Source organism: Methylobacterium sp. A49B (genome assembly GCF_053346215.1).
In genome coordinates, this window is sequence record NZ_JBKFBO010000071.1 from 52287 (window position 1) to 67912 (window position 15626).

The following is a 15626-nucleotide window of genomic DNA, read 5'->3' on the forward strand; positions in this document are numbered from 1 at the left end:
GCCCGCGCATCCGGCCGGAAGGCCCGGCCCGCCACCACTCTAGCCCAGGTCGGCCGCGAGGGTGAAATCGAAACCCGCCGGACAATCAGAACGGGTTCCAAGTCGGCTCCCGGGTGAACTTGAGATACCCGACATTGATGCCCAGCCGCGCGCCGACGCCGCTGCGGATCGGCACTACGATGATCCGGTCGTTCACCACCGCGGTCATGCCGAAGCCGCCCACCAGATAGGCCGAACCGTCGACGCCGGCGAAGCGACGGTACAGCTCCCGGACGTTCGGCAGGTTGTAGACCAGCATCATGGTGCGCGCCCCGTCGCCGCCGACGTCGAAGCCGAGGGAGGGGCCCTGCCAGTAGATACGCCGCTGGCCGGCATTGCGCGTGTAGAGCGTGCCCTCGCCGTAACGGACGCCGGCCACCACCGCGCCGCCGCCCTCCTGGCCGAGGATGTAGCCGTTCGGCTCGCCCCAGCGCCGGCCCGCCTCCTCGACGGTGAGCGCGAGGCCGCGGGACACCGAGCCGAAGAAGCGGTGGCCCGATTCGACGATCTCACCGGGGCGGAAGGTCTCGGGCGTGTCGAGATCCTCGCCGCGTGCCAGCGCCGCGCCCGCGGCGCCGAGGCCGGCGAGGGGAGAGCCGAGCGCCAGGGCGAGGCCCGCGCGCAGCAGGTGGCGGCGGTGGGTGCTGCGATCGTCTCGTGCCGTCATCGTTGTCTCCTCGCCCGGTTCGATTAACGGTTCGTGCGATGGACCTGTGCCGCTCCCGCCCCGTCGGTCGGCAGCGGTCGCACCCGCGGCCCGGAGCGGCCTGGGCGCCGTCATCCATTCGGGCCCGCGTCCAGCGAGGCCCGGGCGAATGAGTCGGACCAGCTTCTGAGGGAATTCGCAAGATGTGGTTAACGCGTCCCGACCCCGCACCCGGCCGGCCAAGCGGGCCGCGGCGAGCCTGCATGCTTGCTGGCACGCTTGCCTGCGCTGGTGCCCTTGCCGCCGGACTCGGAACGGCCTTGCCGATCCGGGCCGAGCCGACCGGGACGCGGATCGCGCTCCTGACGCTCAACGGCTTCGACCCCGTCAGCTACTTTCTGGAGGGCGGACCTGCGGCGGGCTCGGCGCGGTTCGAACTGTCCTGGGGCGGGCAGGTCTGGCGCTTCGCCAACGGCGCCAACCGCGAGGCCTTCCGGGACGATCCGCGGGCCTACGCGCCGCGCCTCGGCGGCTACGACGCCGCCGGCATCCTGGACGGGCGGCTCGTGGACGCGGATCCCCTGGTCTTCGCGGTGATCGGTGCGCGCCTCTACCTGTTCCGGGATGCTGGGCGCCGGGCGCGGTTCCTGGCGGATCCGGGCCTGGCCGAGCAGGCGGAGGCGGCCTGGCCCGGCCTGCGGGGCCTGCAGGATGTCCCGGTCACGGATGCCCTGCGCTGAGCTGTGCCGACCGGCTTCCGCACGACGGGAGGGCGAGCCGGGACGCCAGTGCCGGATCCCCCAGCGCCGCGAAGGGGCCGTTGCGGTGGTCGGGCCCGTTCTCGCCGTAGCGGATCGGGCCACCGCCCGGCACCACCACGCAGCCCCCGGCCGCCGCCACGATGTGGTCGCCCGCCGCCGTGTCCCACTCCATGGTGGGGCCGCAGCGCACGTAGATGTCCGCCTCGCCGGCCGCGATCAGGCCGAACTTGAGGGCGGAACCGACCTGGCGCGTCTCCAGGACGGGGAGGGCGGCGAGGCAGGTGGCGGTCTCGGCATCGCCGTGCCGCCGGCTGCCCAGGGCGACGAGACCGGTTTCCGAAACGGCGCGCGCGTGCACCGGCCGGCCGGTGCCCGGCCGGCCCGCGATCACCGCGGCCTCGACCGTCGCCGGACCCGCCCACCAGACCCGGCCGAGGCCGGGGGCGGCCAGCGCCGCCGCCACGGGGCGCGCGCCGGCCACCAGGGCGATGTTGACCGAGTAATCCGGCGTTCCGGCCAGGAAGTCGCGGGTGCCGTCCAGGGGATCGACCAGGAAGAAGGTGTCCCCGGGGCGCGCCGTGGCGTCCTGGGCGCGCTCCTCGGCGACCACGGCGATGCCGGGAAACCGCTCCGTCAGGGCGGCGACGATCAGGTCCTCGGCCTCGACGTCGGCGGCGCTCGACGGAGAGCCGTCCGGCTTCAGGGCGTGCGGGCAGGGGCCCCGGTGATAGCGGCGCAGGATCTCGCCCGCCGCGCAGGCGATCTCGGCGAGCACCGCGGCGATCCGCTCGCGCTCAGGCCCCGAGATCGTCGTCGCGCCCGTCATGGTTCCTCCCAAGACCGCTCTGAATGCCCGAGCGCGGAGGCGATGTCGACGGGTTTCGATACCGGTCGGGACGGGCTGCTCGGTCGACGCACCGAGCCCGGCGGGTTCTGGACCCGCACTTCTAGGATTCAGAATGCGATCGCACCGTCCTGCGGATCCGCGCCAGCAGGGCCTGGCTCCGGCGCCGGTGGCGGCGCAGTTCCGCCGCGAGGCTGCGTGCGTCCGGCAGGCTCACGGCCTTGGCGATCTGCCGGGCCGCGGTTTCGGACGGTTCCGCGGTGGGATCGGCCATCACCAGCCGCTGCCACTGATAGACCGCGTCGAGGAACCCGTAGGTCTCGGCGAGGGGCGCCGCGGCGCCGTCCGGCAGGAGACCGCGTGCCCCGGCCTCGCGGAAGACGACCTCGGCGCCGAGGCCGATGCAGCCCGGCCATTCACCGGCATGGCTCAGCACGATGGCCTGGGCCAGGAAGTCGAGGTCGAACAGCGCCCCCGGCGCGAGCTTCAGGTCGTAGGAGCCGCCATGGCCGCGCTCGCGGGCGACGAGCGCGCGCATCGCCCCCGCCTCGGCGCAGACCGCGGCCGGGTCGCGCGGACGCCCGAGGATCCCGGCGATCTCGGCCGTGACCGCTTCGCCCAGGGTCGCGTCGCCGGCCACGACGCGCGCCCGGGCGAGCGCCATGTGCTCCCAGAGTTCCGCTTCACCTCCGTGATAGGCTGCGAAGCCGCTGAGCTGGACGGCGGGCGGGCTGTGGCTTCCGTAGGGCCGCAGCCGCAGGTCGACCGCATAGAGCCGCCCGCGCCGCGTCGCGGTGGTCAGCGCCGCGAACAGGCGCTGCGCCAGCCGGTTGTAGGCCACCACGGCGTCGAGGGGCCGCCGTCCGTCGCTGGTGCGGTCCTCGGGGTCGAAATCGTACAGGAACACGAGGTCGAGGTCGGATTCGGCGCTGAGCTGCCGCGATCCGAGCCGGCCGAGGGCGAGGACGCAGCATCGCCCCTTCGGCACGGCGCCGTGGTCCAGCCGGAAGCGGCGCTCCTCCGCCTCTAGGCTCAGCGCCACCGTCGCCTCGGCGACCGCCGTGTAGGCCTCGCCGGCCTGGCGCGGCGTGAGGATGCCCGACAGGAGGCGCGCCCCCGTAACGAAGGTCATCTGCCGCGTGGCGTCCCGGCAGCGGTCGAGGAACTCCTCGTGGCTCGCCGGCTCTCCCACCAGGGCGCGGTACTGGGCGCGCACCGTGTCGGGATCGGTGGCCGGCGTCACGAAGTCCGCGTCGAGGACGGTGTCGAGGACGTGCGGGCTCAGGCCCACCGTGTCGGCGAGGCGCGGCGCGGTCCCGAGGATGTCGGCGAACAGGAGCCGCAGGCGCTCGTGCGAGCGCAGGATGGCGAGGAGTTCGGTCACCGCGGGCATCCGCGCGAAGGCCCGGTCGAGGGCTAGCAGCGCCGCGTCCGGGTCGGCCGTGCCGCCGAGCGCCCGCAGGAGGCCCGGGAGCGTCTCGGCCAGGATCTCGCGCGCGCGGCCGGCCCGCAGGGCCGGGCGGCGCCCGAGATGCCAGCCCTGCACGGTCTCCCAGGCGAGCGCCGGGTCGCGGAACCCGAAGGCGCCGAGCCTTGCCAGGGTTGCGGGGTCGGGCTCGGTCTCGCCGAAGACGAGGGTGTCGTCCTCGGGCTCCGCGGATTCGAACAGCAGGGCGTAATGCGCCTGCACCCGGCCGCAATGGTGCAGCAGGGCCGTCTCGAAGGCCTCCAGATCGGGAAACCCCGAGAATAGCGCCAGCCCGGTCAGCGCCTCGGTGCCGGTGGGCAGGCGCTGGGTCTGCTCGTCCCGGACCATCTGGACCCGGTGCTCCAGGGTGCGCAGGAAGTCGTAGGCCGCGCGCAACTCGTCCCGGGCCTGCCCGTCGATCCAGCCCTCGGCGACGAGGCAGCCCAGCATCGCGACGGTGCGCCGGCCCCGCAGGGCTGGCTTGCGGCCGCCGAAGACGAGCTGCTGCGTCTGAACGAAGAACTCGATCTCCCGGATGCCGCCACGGCCGATCTTGATGTCGTGGCCGGCCACCGCGATGGTCTCGTGGCCGCGGACCATGTGGATCTGCCGCTTCAGGGCGTGGATCTCGGCGATGGCCGGGAAGTCGAAGTGCCGCCGCCAGATGAACGGCGCGAGTTCGGCGAGGAACGCCTCGCCGGCCGGGATGTCGCCGGCGATGGGCCGGGCCTTGATGAAGGCGGCGCGCTCCCAGTTCTGGCCCAGCGTCTGGTAGTAGTCGAAGGCGAAGCCGGTGGAGAGCGCCACCGCGGTGGAGCCCGGGTCCGGCCGCAGCCGGTAATCGATGCGGTGGACGTAGCCGTCCGCAGTCCGGTCGGCCAGGAGCTTCACCAGCCCCTGCGCGAGCTTGACGTAGAACGCCTTCGGATCCCCGCCCGTCGCCGCCGCGGCGGGCTCGGCCTCGTAGAAGACGACGAGGTCGATGTCGCTCGAATAGTTCAGCTCGCAGCCGCCGAGCTTGCCGAGCCCGAGGACGATCAGGCCGGACCCGTCCTGCGGCCTGTCCGGGTCCGCCGCCGTGAAGCGCCCGGCCGCCATCCCCTGCCGGAGCAGCGCCTCGGTGGCGGCGCTCACCGAGGCGTCGGCGAAGGCCGACAGGGCCTGGACCACCGCGTCGAGATCCCAGCAACCGCCGAGATCGGCGAGCGCGACCAGCAGCGCGTGCGCCTGCCGGTTGCGCCGCAGCCGGCGGCCGACCTCGGCGAGATCGGGATTCGCCCCGCAGGCCCCCCCGACCGCCCGTTGCCGGGCGATGATGTCCCGGCTGGCGGCGACCGGCGGCTGGTTTAGCAGGGCGACGAGTTGGTCCGGCGCGCGCGTGGCGGCCTGCCAGAGGAACGGCGAATGGTCGGCGAGGCCGAGCAGCAGGTCGCGGCAGGCGGGGGTCAGGAAACCCGGCGGGAAGGCGCCCTCGATCTCGGCGAGCCGGGCCCGCGCGGCGTCCGGGTCGGCGAGCCTCAGGCGGGGGCTCAGGCTCTCGCGCAGGGTCGGGGCGGGCTGCATCGGGCGAACCTCCGCGTCAGAGGGCAGGGCGCACGCACATGGGCACGATCGCGCCGCCGGTCCAACCCCCCGGTGCGCCGCCTCCCCGGTGCGCGGCGGGCTGGGGCGGCCAGGCCTGGCTCACGCCGCCGCGGGCGTAGGCCGCCGGTCCGGCGCCGCGATCACGGTTGGCGGCGCAGGCCCGAATCGACGGTGCCGCCGGCCCTCGGTGCCGCCCGGTAACGCTTTTCAAAGCCGAACGTGGCGTCTATCCGTGCGGACCGGTCGTCGCCCCCGGTCCGACCTGCAGGCCGTGCGGGATCCCTTCGGGCGATTCGATCCGCCGCATCGGGCGGCCCAGAACCGGCATGCCCGTTCGGGATCCCGGCCCGCAGACGTCCGACTTCCAGATCCGCCCGCCCGGAGCGCACCATGTCCTCCCCGAACTCGTCCTCCCCGACCTCGCCCATCCTGGACCTCGACGGCCTCGACCTCGCCGCCCTGCTCTGCTCCCGGGTCTGCCACGACGTGATCAGCCCCGTCGGCGCGATCGTGAACGGGCTCGAAGTCCTGGAGGACGACCAGGACGAATCGATGCGCACCTTCGCGCTGGAACTCATCGGCAAGAGCGCCCGGCAGGCCTCGGCGCGGCTGAAATTCGCCCGGATCGCCTTCGGGGCGGCGGGCTCGGCCGGCGCCTCGATCGACCTCGCCGACGCCGAGGGCGTCGCCAAGGGCATGTTCGCCGACGACAAGACCAAGCTGACCTGGAGCGCGCCGCAGGCCCTGTTTCCCAAGAACAAGGTCAAGCTGCTCCTGAACCTCGTGATGATCGCGACCTCGGCGATCCCGCGCGGCGGGGTGATCGACGTCGTGGTGTCGGGCGACGGCGAGGCGCCCAGCCTCGTGCTCAAGGCGAAGGGCTCGCATGCCCGCATCCCCCCGCACGTGGAGGAGCTGATGGCCGGCAGGCCCGAGAGCGGCACCGTCGACGCCCACGGCATCCTGCCGTTCTACGCCGGCCTCGTGGCCCGGGCCGCTGCCATGGATGTTCGGTTCGCAATCCAGGATGATGAAGTGACGATCAGCGCGACGCCCACAGTGATCGCGACACATGATGCGGGTGATGGAGAAGCTTCGGACACGGCGCTCGCGTAAGATTCTTCAAAACAGCGGCGCGGGGTCGGAACGGAAACGCTTCCCTAACCCCGCGCGAGTAAGTAGGTTGCGCGAGACCTTCTCCGCGTAACGAGTAGCGCTTATGGACGACCTGCTTCGCGAGTTTCTGACCGAGAGCGGGGAGCATCTCGATACGGTCGACGCAGAACTAGTTCGGTTCGAGCAGGATCCGAATAACGAGACAATTCTTCGGAACATCTTTCGTCTCGTCCACACGATCAAGGGAACCTGCGGATTTCTCGGCCTTCCGCGCCTCGAAGCCTTGGCGCACGCTGCCGAAACCTTGATGGGCCGGTTCCGTGACGGTCTGCCCGCCACGTCGGCTTCGGTCACGCTGATTCTCCTGACGCTGGACCGGCTCAAGGCCATCCTGGCCGACCTGGAAGCCACCGGCACGGAGCCAGCCGGGTCGGACGACGACCTGATCTCGGCCCTGGAGCGCATGGCCGCGGGCACCGGCGAGCCCGAGCAGGCCGCCCCGCCACCGCCGCCGGAGCCGGTTCTGCCCGAGCCCGTGGCCCGCGAGTTGAAGCCCGGCGAGGTGTCCCTAGAGGACTTGGAGGCCGCATTCCTGGCGGCTCCGGGACCGGACGAATCGGATTTCGCCGCGCCGCCGCCCGCGCCGCCGCCCGTGCCCGCTTCGGTCGCCGCGGCCGCTTCCCCGGCCGTCAGCGCGGCCCCGGCAGCTGTGCCGGCACGGGCCGAGCCGGCCGAGGCCGAGCGGACCGAGCCGGCCCGGGCCGAGGCCGCCGAGGGCGAGACGACCGCTGCCGCCAAGAACCAGACGATCCGGGTGAATGTCGACACGCTCGAGCACCTGATGACCATGGTCTCGGAGCTAGTGCTGACCCGCAACCAGCTCCTGGAGATCGCCCGGCGGCACGAGGATTCGAGCTACAAGGTCCCGCTGCAGCGCCTGTCGCACGTGACGGCCGAGCTGCAGGAAGGCGTGATGAAGACGCGCATGCAGCCGATCGGCAACGCGTGGCAGAAGCTGCCGCGGGTGGTGCGCGACCTCTCTGCCGAACTCGGCAAGCAGATCGACCTCGTGATGGTCGGCGCCGAGACCGAACTCGACCGTCAGGTCCTCGAGGTCATCAAGGACCCGCTAACCCACATGGTCCGCAACTCGGCGGATCACGGCCTCGAATCGACTGCGGAGCGCGTTGCAGCGGGCAAGCCCGCCCGCGGCACGATCCGGCTCGCCGCCTACCACGAGGGCGGCACGATTACGATCGAGATCGCCGACGACGGCAAGGGCCTGAACCTCGCGGCGATCCGCAAGAAGGCGGTGGAGCGCGGGCTCGCCGCCCAGGCCGACATCGACCGGATGACCGACGCCCAGGTCGCCAAGTTCATCTTCCACGCCGGGTTCTCGACGGCGGCGGCGGTGACCTCGGTCTCGGGCCGCGGCGTCGGCATGGACGTGGTCAAGACCAACATCGAGACCATCGGCGGCCTGATCGACATCGCCACCACGGCGGGCCGCGGCACCACCTTCACCATCAAGATCCCCCTGACGCTGGCCATCGTGGCCGCCCTGATCGTGCGGGCCGGCGAGCACCGTTTCGCCCTGCCGCAGGTGGCGGTGCTGGAACTGGTGCGGGTCGATGCCGGGGCGCAGAGAGTCGAGCGCATCAACGGCGCGCCGGTGCTGCGGCTGCGCGAGCGGCTGCTGCCGATCGTCTCGCTGACCGGCCTGCTCGGACAGGCCGCGGCCGGCGCCGAGACGGAGCAGGCTGGGTTCGTGGTGGTGGCGCAGGTCGGGCGCGAGCGCTTCGGGATCCTCGTCGACGAGGTCTTCCACACGGAGGAGATCGTCGTGAAGCCGATGTCGGTGAAGCTGCGGCACATCCCGATGTTTGCCGGCAACACGATTCTGGGCGACGGCGCCGTGGTGCTGATCGTCGATCCGAACGGCGTGGCCCGCCAGGTGGCGCAGGGCGTCCAGGGCAGCAACAGCCACGGGGATGCCGACGCCGAGGCGGCCCTGGAGGTCGCCGACACCAAGACCACGCTGCTGGTGTTCAAGGGCGGCCAGGGCAGTTTCAAGGCGGTGCCGCTGTCGCTGGTGACCCGCCTCGAGGAGATCGAGTGCGCCAAGGTCGAGTGGCTCGGCGGCCGCGCGCTGATCCAGTATCGCGGGCGCCTGATGCCCCTGGTCCCGGCGGATGCCGCGATCACCATCAAGTCGGAAGGGACCCAGGCCCTCGTGGTGTTCTCGGACGGCGAGCGGGCCATGGGCCTCGTAGTGGACGAGATCGTCGACATCGTGGAGGAGCGGCTCGACATCGAGATCGCGGCCGACCGCTCGGACCTGATCGGCTCGGCGGTGCTGCGGGGCCGGGCGACCGACATCATCAACATCGCCCACTTCCTGCCGCTGGCCTACGACGACTGGGCGCGCGGCCTGAAGCGGCCCGAGCAGGTCTCCACGATCCTGCTGGTCGACGACTCGGCCTTCTTCCGCGACATGCTGAGCCCGGTGCTGAAGGCGGCGGGCTACCAGGTGGTCACGGCGGCGAGCGCGGACGCGGCGCTGGCGACCCTCCAGGCCGATCCCAAGATCGAGGCGGTGGTCACCGACCTGGAGATGCCGGGCCGCAGCGGCTTCGACCTCGTTGCCGCCATGCGCCGGGCCGAGCCGCGGCTCGCGGGACTTCCGGTGGTCGGCCTCACCGGGGCGATCGGCGCCGACGCGGTGGAGCGCGCCCGGGCGCTCGCGATCACCGACCTCGTGGCGAAGTTCGACCGGGCGGGCCTGATCGCGGCGCTCGCCGAGATCGGCGCCGCGGCGGTGTCGGAAGCCGCCTGATCGCCGCGCCGCACGCACCAAGTCGGTCGAGACCGACGATCGAATCCGGAGAGTTCCGATGCAGGCTGCCAACGCCAACGCCACCGCCGCCGAGACGGGCGCCACCGACGACTTCGTGACGGTCTATGTCGGCGAGACCCTGTTCGGGCTGGCGATCGAGCGGGTCCACGACGTGTTCGTCCCCTCGGGCGTGACGCCGGTCCCGCTGGCGCCGTCCGAGATCGTCGGCCTCCTGAACCTGCGCGGCCGCGTGGTGACGGCCATGAGTCTGCGCCGACGCCTGGGCATGCCCGACGCCGAGGCCGCGGCGGACGGGACCAAGGCCAACCCCCAGATGGCGATCGGCCTGGAACAGGCCGGCGAGACCTTCGCGCTGGTGGTCGACGGCGTCGGCGAGGTGCTCAAGCTCGGCGCCGACAGCCGCGAGGCTGTGCCGATCAACCTGGACTCGCGCTTCCGCGACCTCGCCACCTGTGTCCACCGCCTCGACGGTCGGCTCCTGGTGATCCTCGACGTGGACGCGCTCCTCGGCTTCACGACCGCCGGCGCCAAGGCGGCTTGAGGAGAGGGCAATGAAGGCGCCGCACCAGACAACCTGCCTCGTGGTGGACGATTCCGCGGTGATCCGGAAGGTCGCCCGGCGGATCATCGAGGATCTCGGCATGAACGTCAGCGAGGCCGAGGACGGCAGCGCCGCCCTCGAAGCCTGCGCGGCCAGCATGCCGGACGCGATCCTGCTCGACTGGAACATGCCGAACATGGACGGCTACGCGTTCCTCCAGGCCCTGCGCCGCAGCGAGGGAGGCGACGCGCCGAAGGTCCTGTTCTGCACCACCGAGAACGATATCGGCGCGATCGCCCGGGCGCTCCGGGCGGGGGCGGACGAGTACATCATGAAGCCCTTCGACCGCGACATCCTGACGGCCAAGCTCGAGCAGGTCGGCCTCGTCGCCGACGCGGCCTGACACCTTCGCTCCGACACCCCTGCACCCGCGACCTGTCCCCGAGGCAAGCATCATGGCCCTCAGTCCCGCGGTCGCCCCGTTGCGCGCCCAGCCCGCCGCCCAGAGCACGACGACGTCCGCCGCCTCGGCGATCCGGGTGCTGGTGGCCGATGACTCCGCCGTGGTGCGCGGCCTCGTGGCCCGCTGGATCGGCGAGGCCGGGTTCGAGCTCGTCGGCACGGCCTCGAACGGCCGGATCGCCCTTGAGCTGATCGCCAAGCACGACCCGGACGTGGTCCTGCTCGACATCGAGATGCCGGAACTCGACGGCACGACCGCACTCCCGCGCATGCTTGCCATGAGCCCGAGCGTCCAGGTCGTGATGATGTCGACGCTGACGACGCGCAACGCCGACATCTCCCTGCGCTGCCTCGCCCTCGGGGCGGTGGACTACATCGCCAAGCCCGAAAGCAGCCGCGGCGTCACCACCTCGGACACGTTCCGGGCCGACCTGATCGAGCGGGTCCGGGTCTTCGGCTCCGCCCGCGCCCGGGCTCGGCGCCCGGTCCCGGCCCACGCCCCGGCCCATGCCCCGGCTCCCACGGGTCTTCCCGCCACGCCCGTCGCCGCGCCGGCCCCGCAGCCGGCCGCCGCCGCGCCTCGCCCCGCGACGCCCTTCACCCTCCGCCCCAAGGTGCGCAGCCGAACCCAGCCGCGTGCCCTGCTGATCGGCTCGTCCACGGGCGGACCCCGGGCGGTGGGCGAGATGCTGGAGGGGATCGGCGCGGCCGCCCTGCGCCGCGTGCCGGTCCTGATCGTCCAGCACATGCCGCCGATCTTCACGGCGGTGTTCGCGGAGCACCTCGCCACCCGCACCCGCCTCCCGGCCGCAGAGGGCAAGGCCGAGGAGCGGGTCGAGCCGGGCCGGATCTACGTGGCGCCAGGCGGCCGCCACATGGGCCTCGCCGCCGGGCCGAACGGCCCCGTCATCAAACTCACCGACGGCCCGCCGGTGAACTTCTGCCGCCCCGCGGTCGACGTGCTGTTCAAGGATGCGGCGGTCGTGTTCGGGGCCGCCACCGCCACCGTGATCCTCACCGGCATGGGCTCCGACGGCACCAACGGCGCCCGGGCGCTCACGGAGGCCGGCGGGCCGGTGCTGGCCCAGGACGAGGCCACCAGCACGGTCTGGGGCATGCCGGGCAGCGTCGCCCGGGCCGGCCTCGCCGAGGCCGTCCTGCCGCTCCCCGAACTGGCGACGGCACTGCGCGCCATGATCACGGGGCAGCCGGCATGACCGAGCTCGAATTCGACTTCCTGCGCAGCTTCCTGAAGCAGCGCTCCGGCCTCGCGCTCACCGCCGAGAAGCGCTATCTCGTGGAGAGCCGGCTGACACCGGTCTGCCGCCGCTTCAGCCTCGCCAGCCTCGGCGAGCTCATCGGCGTCCTCAAGCTCGGCCAGAACGGGGCGATCGAGCGCGCCGTGGTCGAGGCGATGACCACGAACGAGACCTTCTTCTTCCGCGACCGGATCCCCTTCGACCTGTTCCGCGACACGCTGCTGCCGGAGCTGCTGGTGCGCAACGCCAGCCGGCGCCGGCTGCGGATCTGGTGCGCGGCGGCCTCGACCGGGCAGGAGCCTTACTCGCTGGCCATGCTGCTCCAGGAGGCGGCGCCCCGGCTCGCGGGCTGGCAGATCGAGATCGTGGCGACCGACCTGTCCACCGAGGTTATCGAGAAGGCCAAGCTCGGGCTCTACAGCCATTTCGAGGTCCAGCGCGGCCTGCCGGTGCAATGGCTGATCAAGTTTTTCACCCAGGTCGGCGAGCAGTGGCAGATCGCCCAGAGCCTGCGCAGCATGGTGGATTACCGCCAGCTCAACCTGCTGCACACCTTCACGTCGCTGGGCCAGTTCGACGTGATCTACTGCCGCAACGTGCTGATCTACTTCGATGCACCGACCAAGTCGGACATCCTGGCGCGGCTCTCCGCCCAGCTGGCGCCGGAGGGTGCGCTCCTGCTCGGAGCGGCCGAGACGGTGATCGGCCTGACCGACCGGCTCTGCCCGCATCCGAAGCATCGCGGCCTCTACGGGCACGCCGTCCCCGCGGCGCGTTCCGCCGAGGTGTTGCCGCCGCTGCGCGTGGCCGCGAGCGTCTGACCGAGCTTCCGGTCCCCGTCTCGCGGGTGCGACCGGTTCCGTCATCGCGCGCGCCGGAGCGACCCCGGAGCGCGCGACGTCGGTGACGGAGCCGGATGGCTTCGTTCCGCTCGCGGAGATGGCGGCGCGGCTCTCGCTCGCCCCGACGGCTCCTGCACAATGACGCACAATGACGGTGAAACGCGGCCTTAAGGTGCGCGTGGGTAATTTGCACACGGACCCGCCGTCGGGCGTTTCCGGCAGATCCGTGCCCCGAGCGCCTTCATGAGCACCATTGCATCTCCCACGACATCGCACCCCTACGCGCCGCGATGGTCCGCCCAGGACAGCCCGACGACGCGGATGTCCGCCACGATCAGCAGCGCGCTGTCGGCCGGCACGCTGAGCAGCACCGACGCCACCGCGCTGACGAGCGCCTTGTCGTCCATCGACGCGAGCCTCTCGGCCAACCGGCCGGGGGCTGGCAGCAGCAGCACGAGCCCGGCGACGCTCGATCCCTCCTCCTTGAAGGACCGGATCGACAGCCTGATCTCCGATCAGGTCAGCAGCGGCGCCCTGACCAGCGACCAAGCGACCGCGTTGAAGACCCTGTTCGCCGGCCAGGGCCGGAGCACACAGGCCTCCGACATCGCCTCGGGCGACGACGGCATCGCGGGCGTGGGTGGTCCGCCCCCGGGACCCCCGCCCGGCCTGCCGCCGAGCATCTCAGCCTCCGGCAGCACCACGGACGGGACGTCGTCCGACACGTCGAGCGGGCCCGGTGCTTCATCGACGAACGATCTGCTCGCCACCTTCATTCAGCAGCTTCAGAGCAGCCAGTCCGGCGCTGCGCGCTACGGGGCCAGCGGCACCAGCACCGGCACCACCTTCTCGGCGCTGCTGTTCGACTTCCAGAGCTGAGACCGACGCGTCCGGCGCATCGGCCGCCTGCGTCGGGCGGGGTCGACCCTGGCCGCCCGACGCGGCATCACACCGCCATCGCATTCGCGCGGCCGGAGACGGCCGGGAGGCACGGCATGGCGGCAGGATCGGCGGCAGGATCGGCGGCAGGATCGGCGACGGAACAGGCGGCAGCCCATGGGACCGGGCTGCCCAAGGTCGCGTTCATCGGCACGGGCGGCACGATCTCGTCCCTCGGGCGCGACGCCCTCGACATCCTCGACTACACCGCCACCGACCGGCGCCTCGAAGCCGGCGGCATCCTGGAGGCGGTCCCGGAGCTGACGGGCGTGGCGCGCGTGGTGCCGGTCCCGTTCCGCGCGGTCCCCAGCCCGGCGATCGGCTTCGCCGAGTGGCGCGACCTTGTGCGCCTGTGCGAGCAGCTCGCGGCCGAGCACCCCGACCTCGCCGGGATCGTGATCGGGCACGGCACCGCCACTCTGGAGGAGACCGCCTACGCGCTGAGTCTCACCCTGACGGTGGATCTGCCGGTGGTGCTGGTCGGCTCGCAGAGGCCGATGAGCGCGCTCTCCACCGATGCCAAGCTCAATCTCGTGGCGGCCGTGCGCGTGGCGGCCGCGCCCGCCTCCCGAGGGCGCGGCGTCCTCGTGGTGCTCAACGACGAGATCCAGGCGGCCCGCGAGGTGACCAAGACCTCGGTGGCCCGGCTCCAGACCTTCCGGACCCCGGACTTTGGCGTGCTCGGCCACGTCGACGGCGACAGCGTGCGCTACTATCGTCGCTCGGAGCGCGCGACCGCGCCAGGCACGCCCTTCGACATCCGCCCGCTGGCGGCGCTGCCGCGGGTCGACATCGCCTACGGCTATGCCGATGCCGACGGCACGGCCGTGCGGGCGTTCCGGGCCGCGGGGGCCCGCGGTCTCGTCGCCGCCGGCCTCGCCCCAGGCATGACGCCGCCGGCCGAGGCCGAGGCCCTTGAGGCGGCGGCCGCCGCCGGGCTCGTGGTGGTGATGTCCACCCGCGCCGGCAGCGGCGTGGTGCCCCTCACGACCCGCCTGCGCAGTCGCGGCATCCTCAGCGCCGACAACCTGACCCCGCAGAAGGCCCGGATCCTCCTCGCTCTGGCGCTGACCGTCACGGGCGAGCCGGAGGTGGTGGCGCGGCTGTTCGCGACCTATTGACCGCGATGCCGCTGATCGACCCGACCCGCTCGCTCCTCCTCGCCATCGATCTTCAGGTCAGGCTCATGCCGACGATCGCCGATGGGGCGGAGGTGATCGCCCAGACGGGCCGCCTCGCCGCGGCGGCGCAGTGCCTCGACGTCCCGATCCTGTTCACCGAGCAGAATGCCGGCGGGCTTGGGCCGACTGTGCCGGAACTCGCCCCGGCGCGCGGCGCCGCGTTTCCGAAGATGAGCTTCGGGGCTGCGCGGGCGCCGGGCTTCCTCGACCGGTTGCCCGCCGACCGCGACTGCGTGGTGGCCGGGTGCGAGGCGCATGTCTGCGTGCTGCAGACGGTCCTGGGGCTTCTGGAGGCCGGGCGGCGGGCCTATGTCGTCCGCGACGCGGTGGGCTCGCGCCGGACCGCGAACCGTGACGCGGCGCTGGCTCGGATGGCGGCCCACGGCGCCGAGATCGTCACCACCGAGATGGTGGTGTTCGAGTGGCTCGGCAGCGCCCGGAACCCGCGCTTCCGCGAGATCGTCCGGCTCATCAAGTGAGCGGTCCGGGACCCGCCCTCAGGGGCTGTCCAGGGCGGCCCGCGTCTGCGCGTCGGGACCGATATCGTCGCTCCCGTCCATGCCCAGGACCTCGATGAGGCGCAGGCGCGCCCGGCTCACCCGGCTCTTGATGGTGCCGACCGCGACGCCGCAGATGGCTGCGGCCTCCTCGTAGGTGAAGCTCTGGGCGCCGACCAGGACCAGCGCTTCGCGCTGCGCGGGGGGCAAGCGGTTCAGGGCGTTCTGGAACTGCGCCATCTCCATCCGGACCTCCTGCTCCGGCAGGGAGGTCAGCTTGCCCGCGAGGACGCCGTCGGCATCCTCCACCTCGCGCTTGCGCTTGCGCTGCTCCGAGTAGAACAGGTTGCGCAGGATCGTGAACAGCCACGCGGTGAGGTTGGTCCCCCGGCGGAAGCTGGCGGCGTTGATCCAGGCGCGGACCAGCGTGTCCTGCACGAGGTCGTCCGAGCGGTCGAGATCGTAGGTCAGCGAGAACGCGAAGGCCCGCAGGGCCGGGATCGCCGCGAGCAGGAGGTCGCGCATCTCGGTGTCGGTGCCGGTCGGTGTGCCCGTTGCGGTGGTCATGGGTGCCGATCCGGTTCCGCTCC

General features: G+C 72.3%; 15 protein-coding genes. 10 read left to right on the forward strand and 5 right to left on the reverse strand.

Annotated features, from left to right (window positions below):
* Positions 1-85 precede the first annotated feature (85 nt).
* Complete coding sequence (locus tag ACLBX9_RS07225) at positions 86-706, reverse strand: DUF1134 domain-containing protein (protein WP_447718445.1); 621 nt, start codon at positions 704-706, stop codon at positions 86-88.
* 242 nt (positions 707-948) lie between these two features.
* Between ACLBX9_RS07225 and ACLBX9_RS07230 the strand changes: the two genes are divergently transcribed.
* Entirely contained in the window at positions 949-1425 is a 477-nt protein-coding gene (locus ACLBX9_RS07230; RefSeq protein WP_447718446.1) for a YHS domain-containing (seleno)protein, read from the forward strand.
* Here ACLBX9_RS07230 and ACLBX9_RS07235 read toward each other — a convergent pair.
* Together ACLBX9_RS07235 and ACLBX9_RS07240 are read right to left on the reverse strand one after the other, a co-directional pair.
* The gene (locus ACLBX9_RS07235; RefSeq protein WP_447718447.1) at positions 1406-2272 is read right to left on the reverse strand and encodes a 3'(2'),5'-bisphosphate nucleotidase CysQ family protein; all 867 of its coding nucleotides are present in this window, start codon (positions 2270-2272) and stop codon (positions 1406-1408) included. The two genes, ACLBX9_RS07230 and ACLBX9_RS07235, sit on opposite strands and share 20 nt — an antisense overlap.
* A 121-nt stretch (positions 2273-2393) precedes the next feature.
* Positions 2394-5321 (reverse strand): bifunctional [glutamine synthetase] adenylyltransferase/[glutamine synthetase]-adenylyl-L-tyrosine phosphorylase, encoded by a 2928-nt coding sequence (locus ACLBX9_RS07240; RefSeq protein ID WP_447718448.1) that lies wholly within the window; start codon positions 5319-5321, stop codon positions 2394-2396.
* A gap of 411 nt (positions 5322-5732) precedes the next feature.
* Between ACLBX9_RS07240 and chpT the strand changes: the two genes are divergently transcribed.
* The 6 genes from chpT (at position 5733) to ACLBX9_RS07270 (ending at position 12398) form a co-directional block, all read left to right on the forward strand.
* Positions 5733-6458, forward strand: a complete 726-nt coding sequence (gene chpT / locus ACLBX9_RS07245; RefSeq protein WP_447718449.1) for a histidine phosphotransferase ChpT — start codon at positions 5733-5735, stop codon at positions 6456-6458.
* A 103-nt stretch (positions 6459-6561) separates the two neighbouring features.
* The gene (locus tag ACLBX9_RS07250) at positions 6562-9294 is read left to right on the forward strand and encodes a hybrid sensor histidine kinase/response regulator (protein ID WP_010684771.1); all 2733 of its coding nucleotides are present in this window, start codon (positions 6562-6564) and stop codon (positions 9292-9294) included.
* A gap of 58 nt (positions 9295-9352) precedes the next feature.
* Positions 9353-9856: a chemotaxis protein CheW gene (locus ACLBX9_RS07255; RefSeq protein WP_010684772.1), complete on the forward strand. Its 504-nt coding sequence runs from the start codon at positions 9353-9355 to the stop codon at positions 9854-9856.
* A 10-nt stretch (positions 9857-9866) separates the two neighbouring features.
* A complete protein-coding gene (locus ACLBX9_RS07260; protein ID WP_010684773.1) occupies positions 9867-10259 on the forward strand; it encodes a response regulator in 393 nt (130 codons plus the stop codon).
* Between the two features lie 52 nt (positions 10260-10311).
* Entirely contained in the window at positions 10312-11535 is a 1224-nt protein-coding gene (gene cheB, locus ACLBX9_RS07265) for a chemotaxis-specific protein-glutamate methyltransferase CheB (RefSeq protein WP_447718450.1), read from the forward strand.
* Positions 11532-12398 (forward strand): CheR family methyltransferase, encoded by an 867-nt coding sequence (locus ACLBX9_RS07270; protein WP_447718451.1) that lies wholly within the window; start codon positions 11532-11534, stop codon positions 12396-12398. The genes cheB and ACLBX9_RS07270 overlap by 4 nt, the downstream gene beginning before the upstream one ends.
* A 299-nt stretch (positions 12399-12697) precedes the next feature.
* Here the strand turns inward: ACLBX9_RS07270 and ACLBX9_RS07275 are convergent, their stop codons facing one another.
* A complete protein-coding gene (locus tag ACLBX9_RS07275) occupies positions 12698-12826 on the reverse strand; it encodes a hypothetical protein (RefSeq protein ID WP_280178354.1) in 129 nt (42 codons plus the stop codon).
* Between ACLBX9_RS07275 and ACLBX9_RS07280 the strand changes: the two genes are divergently transcribed.
* The 3 genes from ACLBX9_RS07280 (at position 12816) to ACLBX9_RS07290 (ending at position 15018) form a co-directional block, all read left to right on the forward strand.
* Entirely contained in the window at positions 12816-13298 is a 483-nt protein-coding gene (locus ACLBX9_RS07280) for a hypothetical protein (protein WP_244625629.1), read from the forward strand. The genes ACLBX9_RS07275 and ACLBX9_RS07280 overlap by 11 nt on opposite strands.
* Before the next feature lie 116 nt (positions 13299-13414).
* A complete protein-coding gene (locus ACLBX9_RS07285) occupies positions 13415-14479 on the forward strand; it encodes an asparaginase (protein WP_447718452.1) in 1065 nt (354 codons plus the stop codon).
* 5 nt (positions 14480-14484) lie between these two features.
* Complete coding sequence (locus ACLBX9_RS07290) at positions 14485-15018, forward strand: isochorismatase family protein (protein WP_447718453.1); 534 nt, start codon at positions 14485-14487, stop codon at positions 15016-15018.
* Positions 15019-15036: 18 nt separating this feature from the next.
* On the opposite strand, the gene ACLBX9_RS07295 is transcribed toward ACLBX9_RS07290, so the two are convergent.
* Positions 15037-15603: a sigma-70 family RNA polymerase sigma factor gene (locus tag ACLBX9_RS07295; protein WP_039893688.1), complete on the reverse strand. Its 567-nt coding sequence runs from the start codon at positions 15601-15603 to the stop codon at positions 15037-15039.
* Positions 15604-15626: the final 23 nt, after the last annotated feature.

Excerpts from the sequence above, each read along its gene's own strand:
- ACLBX9_RS07225 (WP_447718445.1), bottom strand. The coding sequence starts at position 706 with ATGACGGCACGAGACGATCGCAGCACCCACCGCCGCCACCTGCTGCGC.
- ACLBX9_RS07230 (WP_447718446.1), top strand. The coding sequence starts at position 949 with ATGCTTGCTGGCACGCTTGCCTGCGCTGGTGCCCTTGCCGCCGGACTC.
- ACLBX9_RS07235 (WP_447718447.1), bottom strand. The coding sequence starts at position 2,272 with ATGACGGGCGCGACGACGATCTCGGGGCCTGAGCGCGAGCGGATCGCC.
- ACLBX9_RS07240 (WP_447718448.1), bottom strand. The coding sequence starts at position 5,321 with ATGCAGCCCGCCCCGACCCTGCGCGAGAGCCTGAGCCCCCGCCTGAGG.
- chpT (WP_447718449.1), top strand. The coding sequence starts at position 5,733 with ATGTCCTCCCCGAACTCGTCCTCCCCGACCTCGCCCATCCTGGACCTC.
- ACLBX9_RS07250 (WP_010684771.1), top strand. The coding sequence starts at position 6,562 with ATGGACGACCTGCTTCGCGAGTTTCTGACCGAGAGCGGGGAGCATCTC.
- ACLBX9_RS07255 (WP_010684772.1), top strand. The coding sequence starts at position 9,353 with ATGCAGGCTGCCAACGCCAACGCCACCGCCGCCGAGACGGGCGCCACC.
- ACLBX9_RS07260 (WP_010684773.1), top strand. The coding sequence starts at position 9,867 with ATGAAGGCGCCGCACCAGACAACCTGCCTCGTGGTGGACGATTCCGCG.
- cheB (WP_447718450.1), top strand. The coding sequence starts at position 10,312 with ATGGCCCTCAGTCCCGCGGTCGCCCCGTTGCGCGCCCAGCCCGCCGCC.
- ACLBX9_RS07270 (WP_447718451.1), top strand. The coding sequence starts at position 11,532 with ATGACCGAGCTCGAATTCGACTTCCTGCGCAGCTTCCTGAAGCAGCGC.
- ACLBX9_RS07275 (WP_280178354.1), bottom strand. The coding sequence starts at position 12,826 with ATGGACGACAAGGCGCTCGTCAGCGCGGTGGCGTCGGTGCTGCTCAGC.
- ACLBX9_RS07285 (WP_447718452.1), top strand. The coding sequence starts at position 13,415 with ATGGCGGCAGGATCGGCGGCAGGATCGGCGGCAGGATCGGCGACGGAA.
- ACLBX9_RS07290 (WP_447718453.1), top strand. The coding sequence starts at position 14,485 with ATGCCGCTGATCGACCCGACCCGCTCGCTCCTCCTCGCCATCGATCTT.
- ACLBX9_RS07295 (WP_039893688.1), bottom strand. The coding sequence starts at position 15,603 with ATGACCACCGCAACGGGCACACCGACCGGCACCGACACCGAGATGCGC.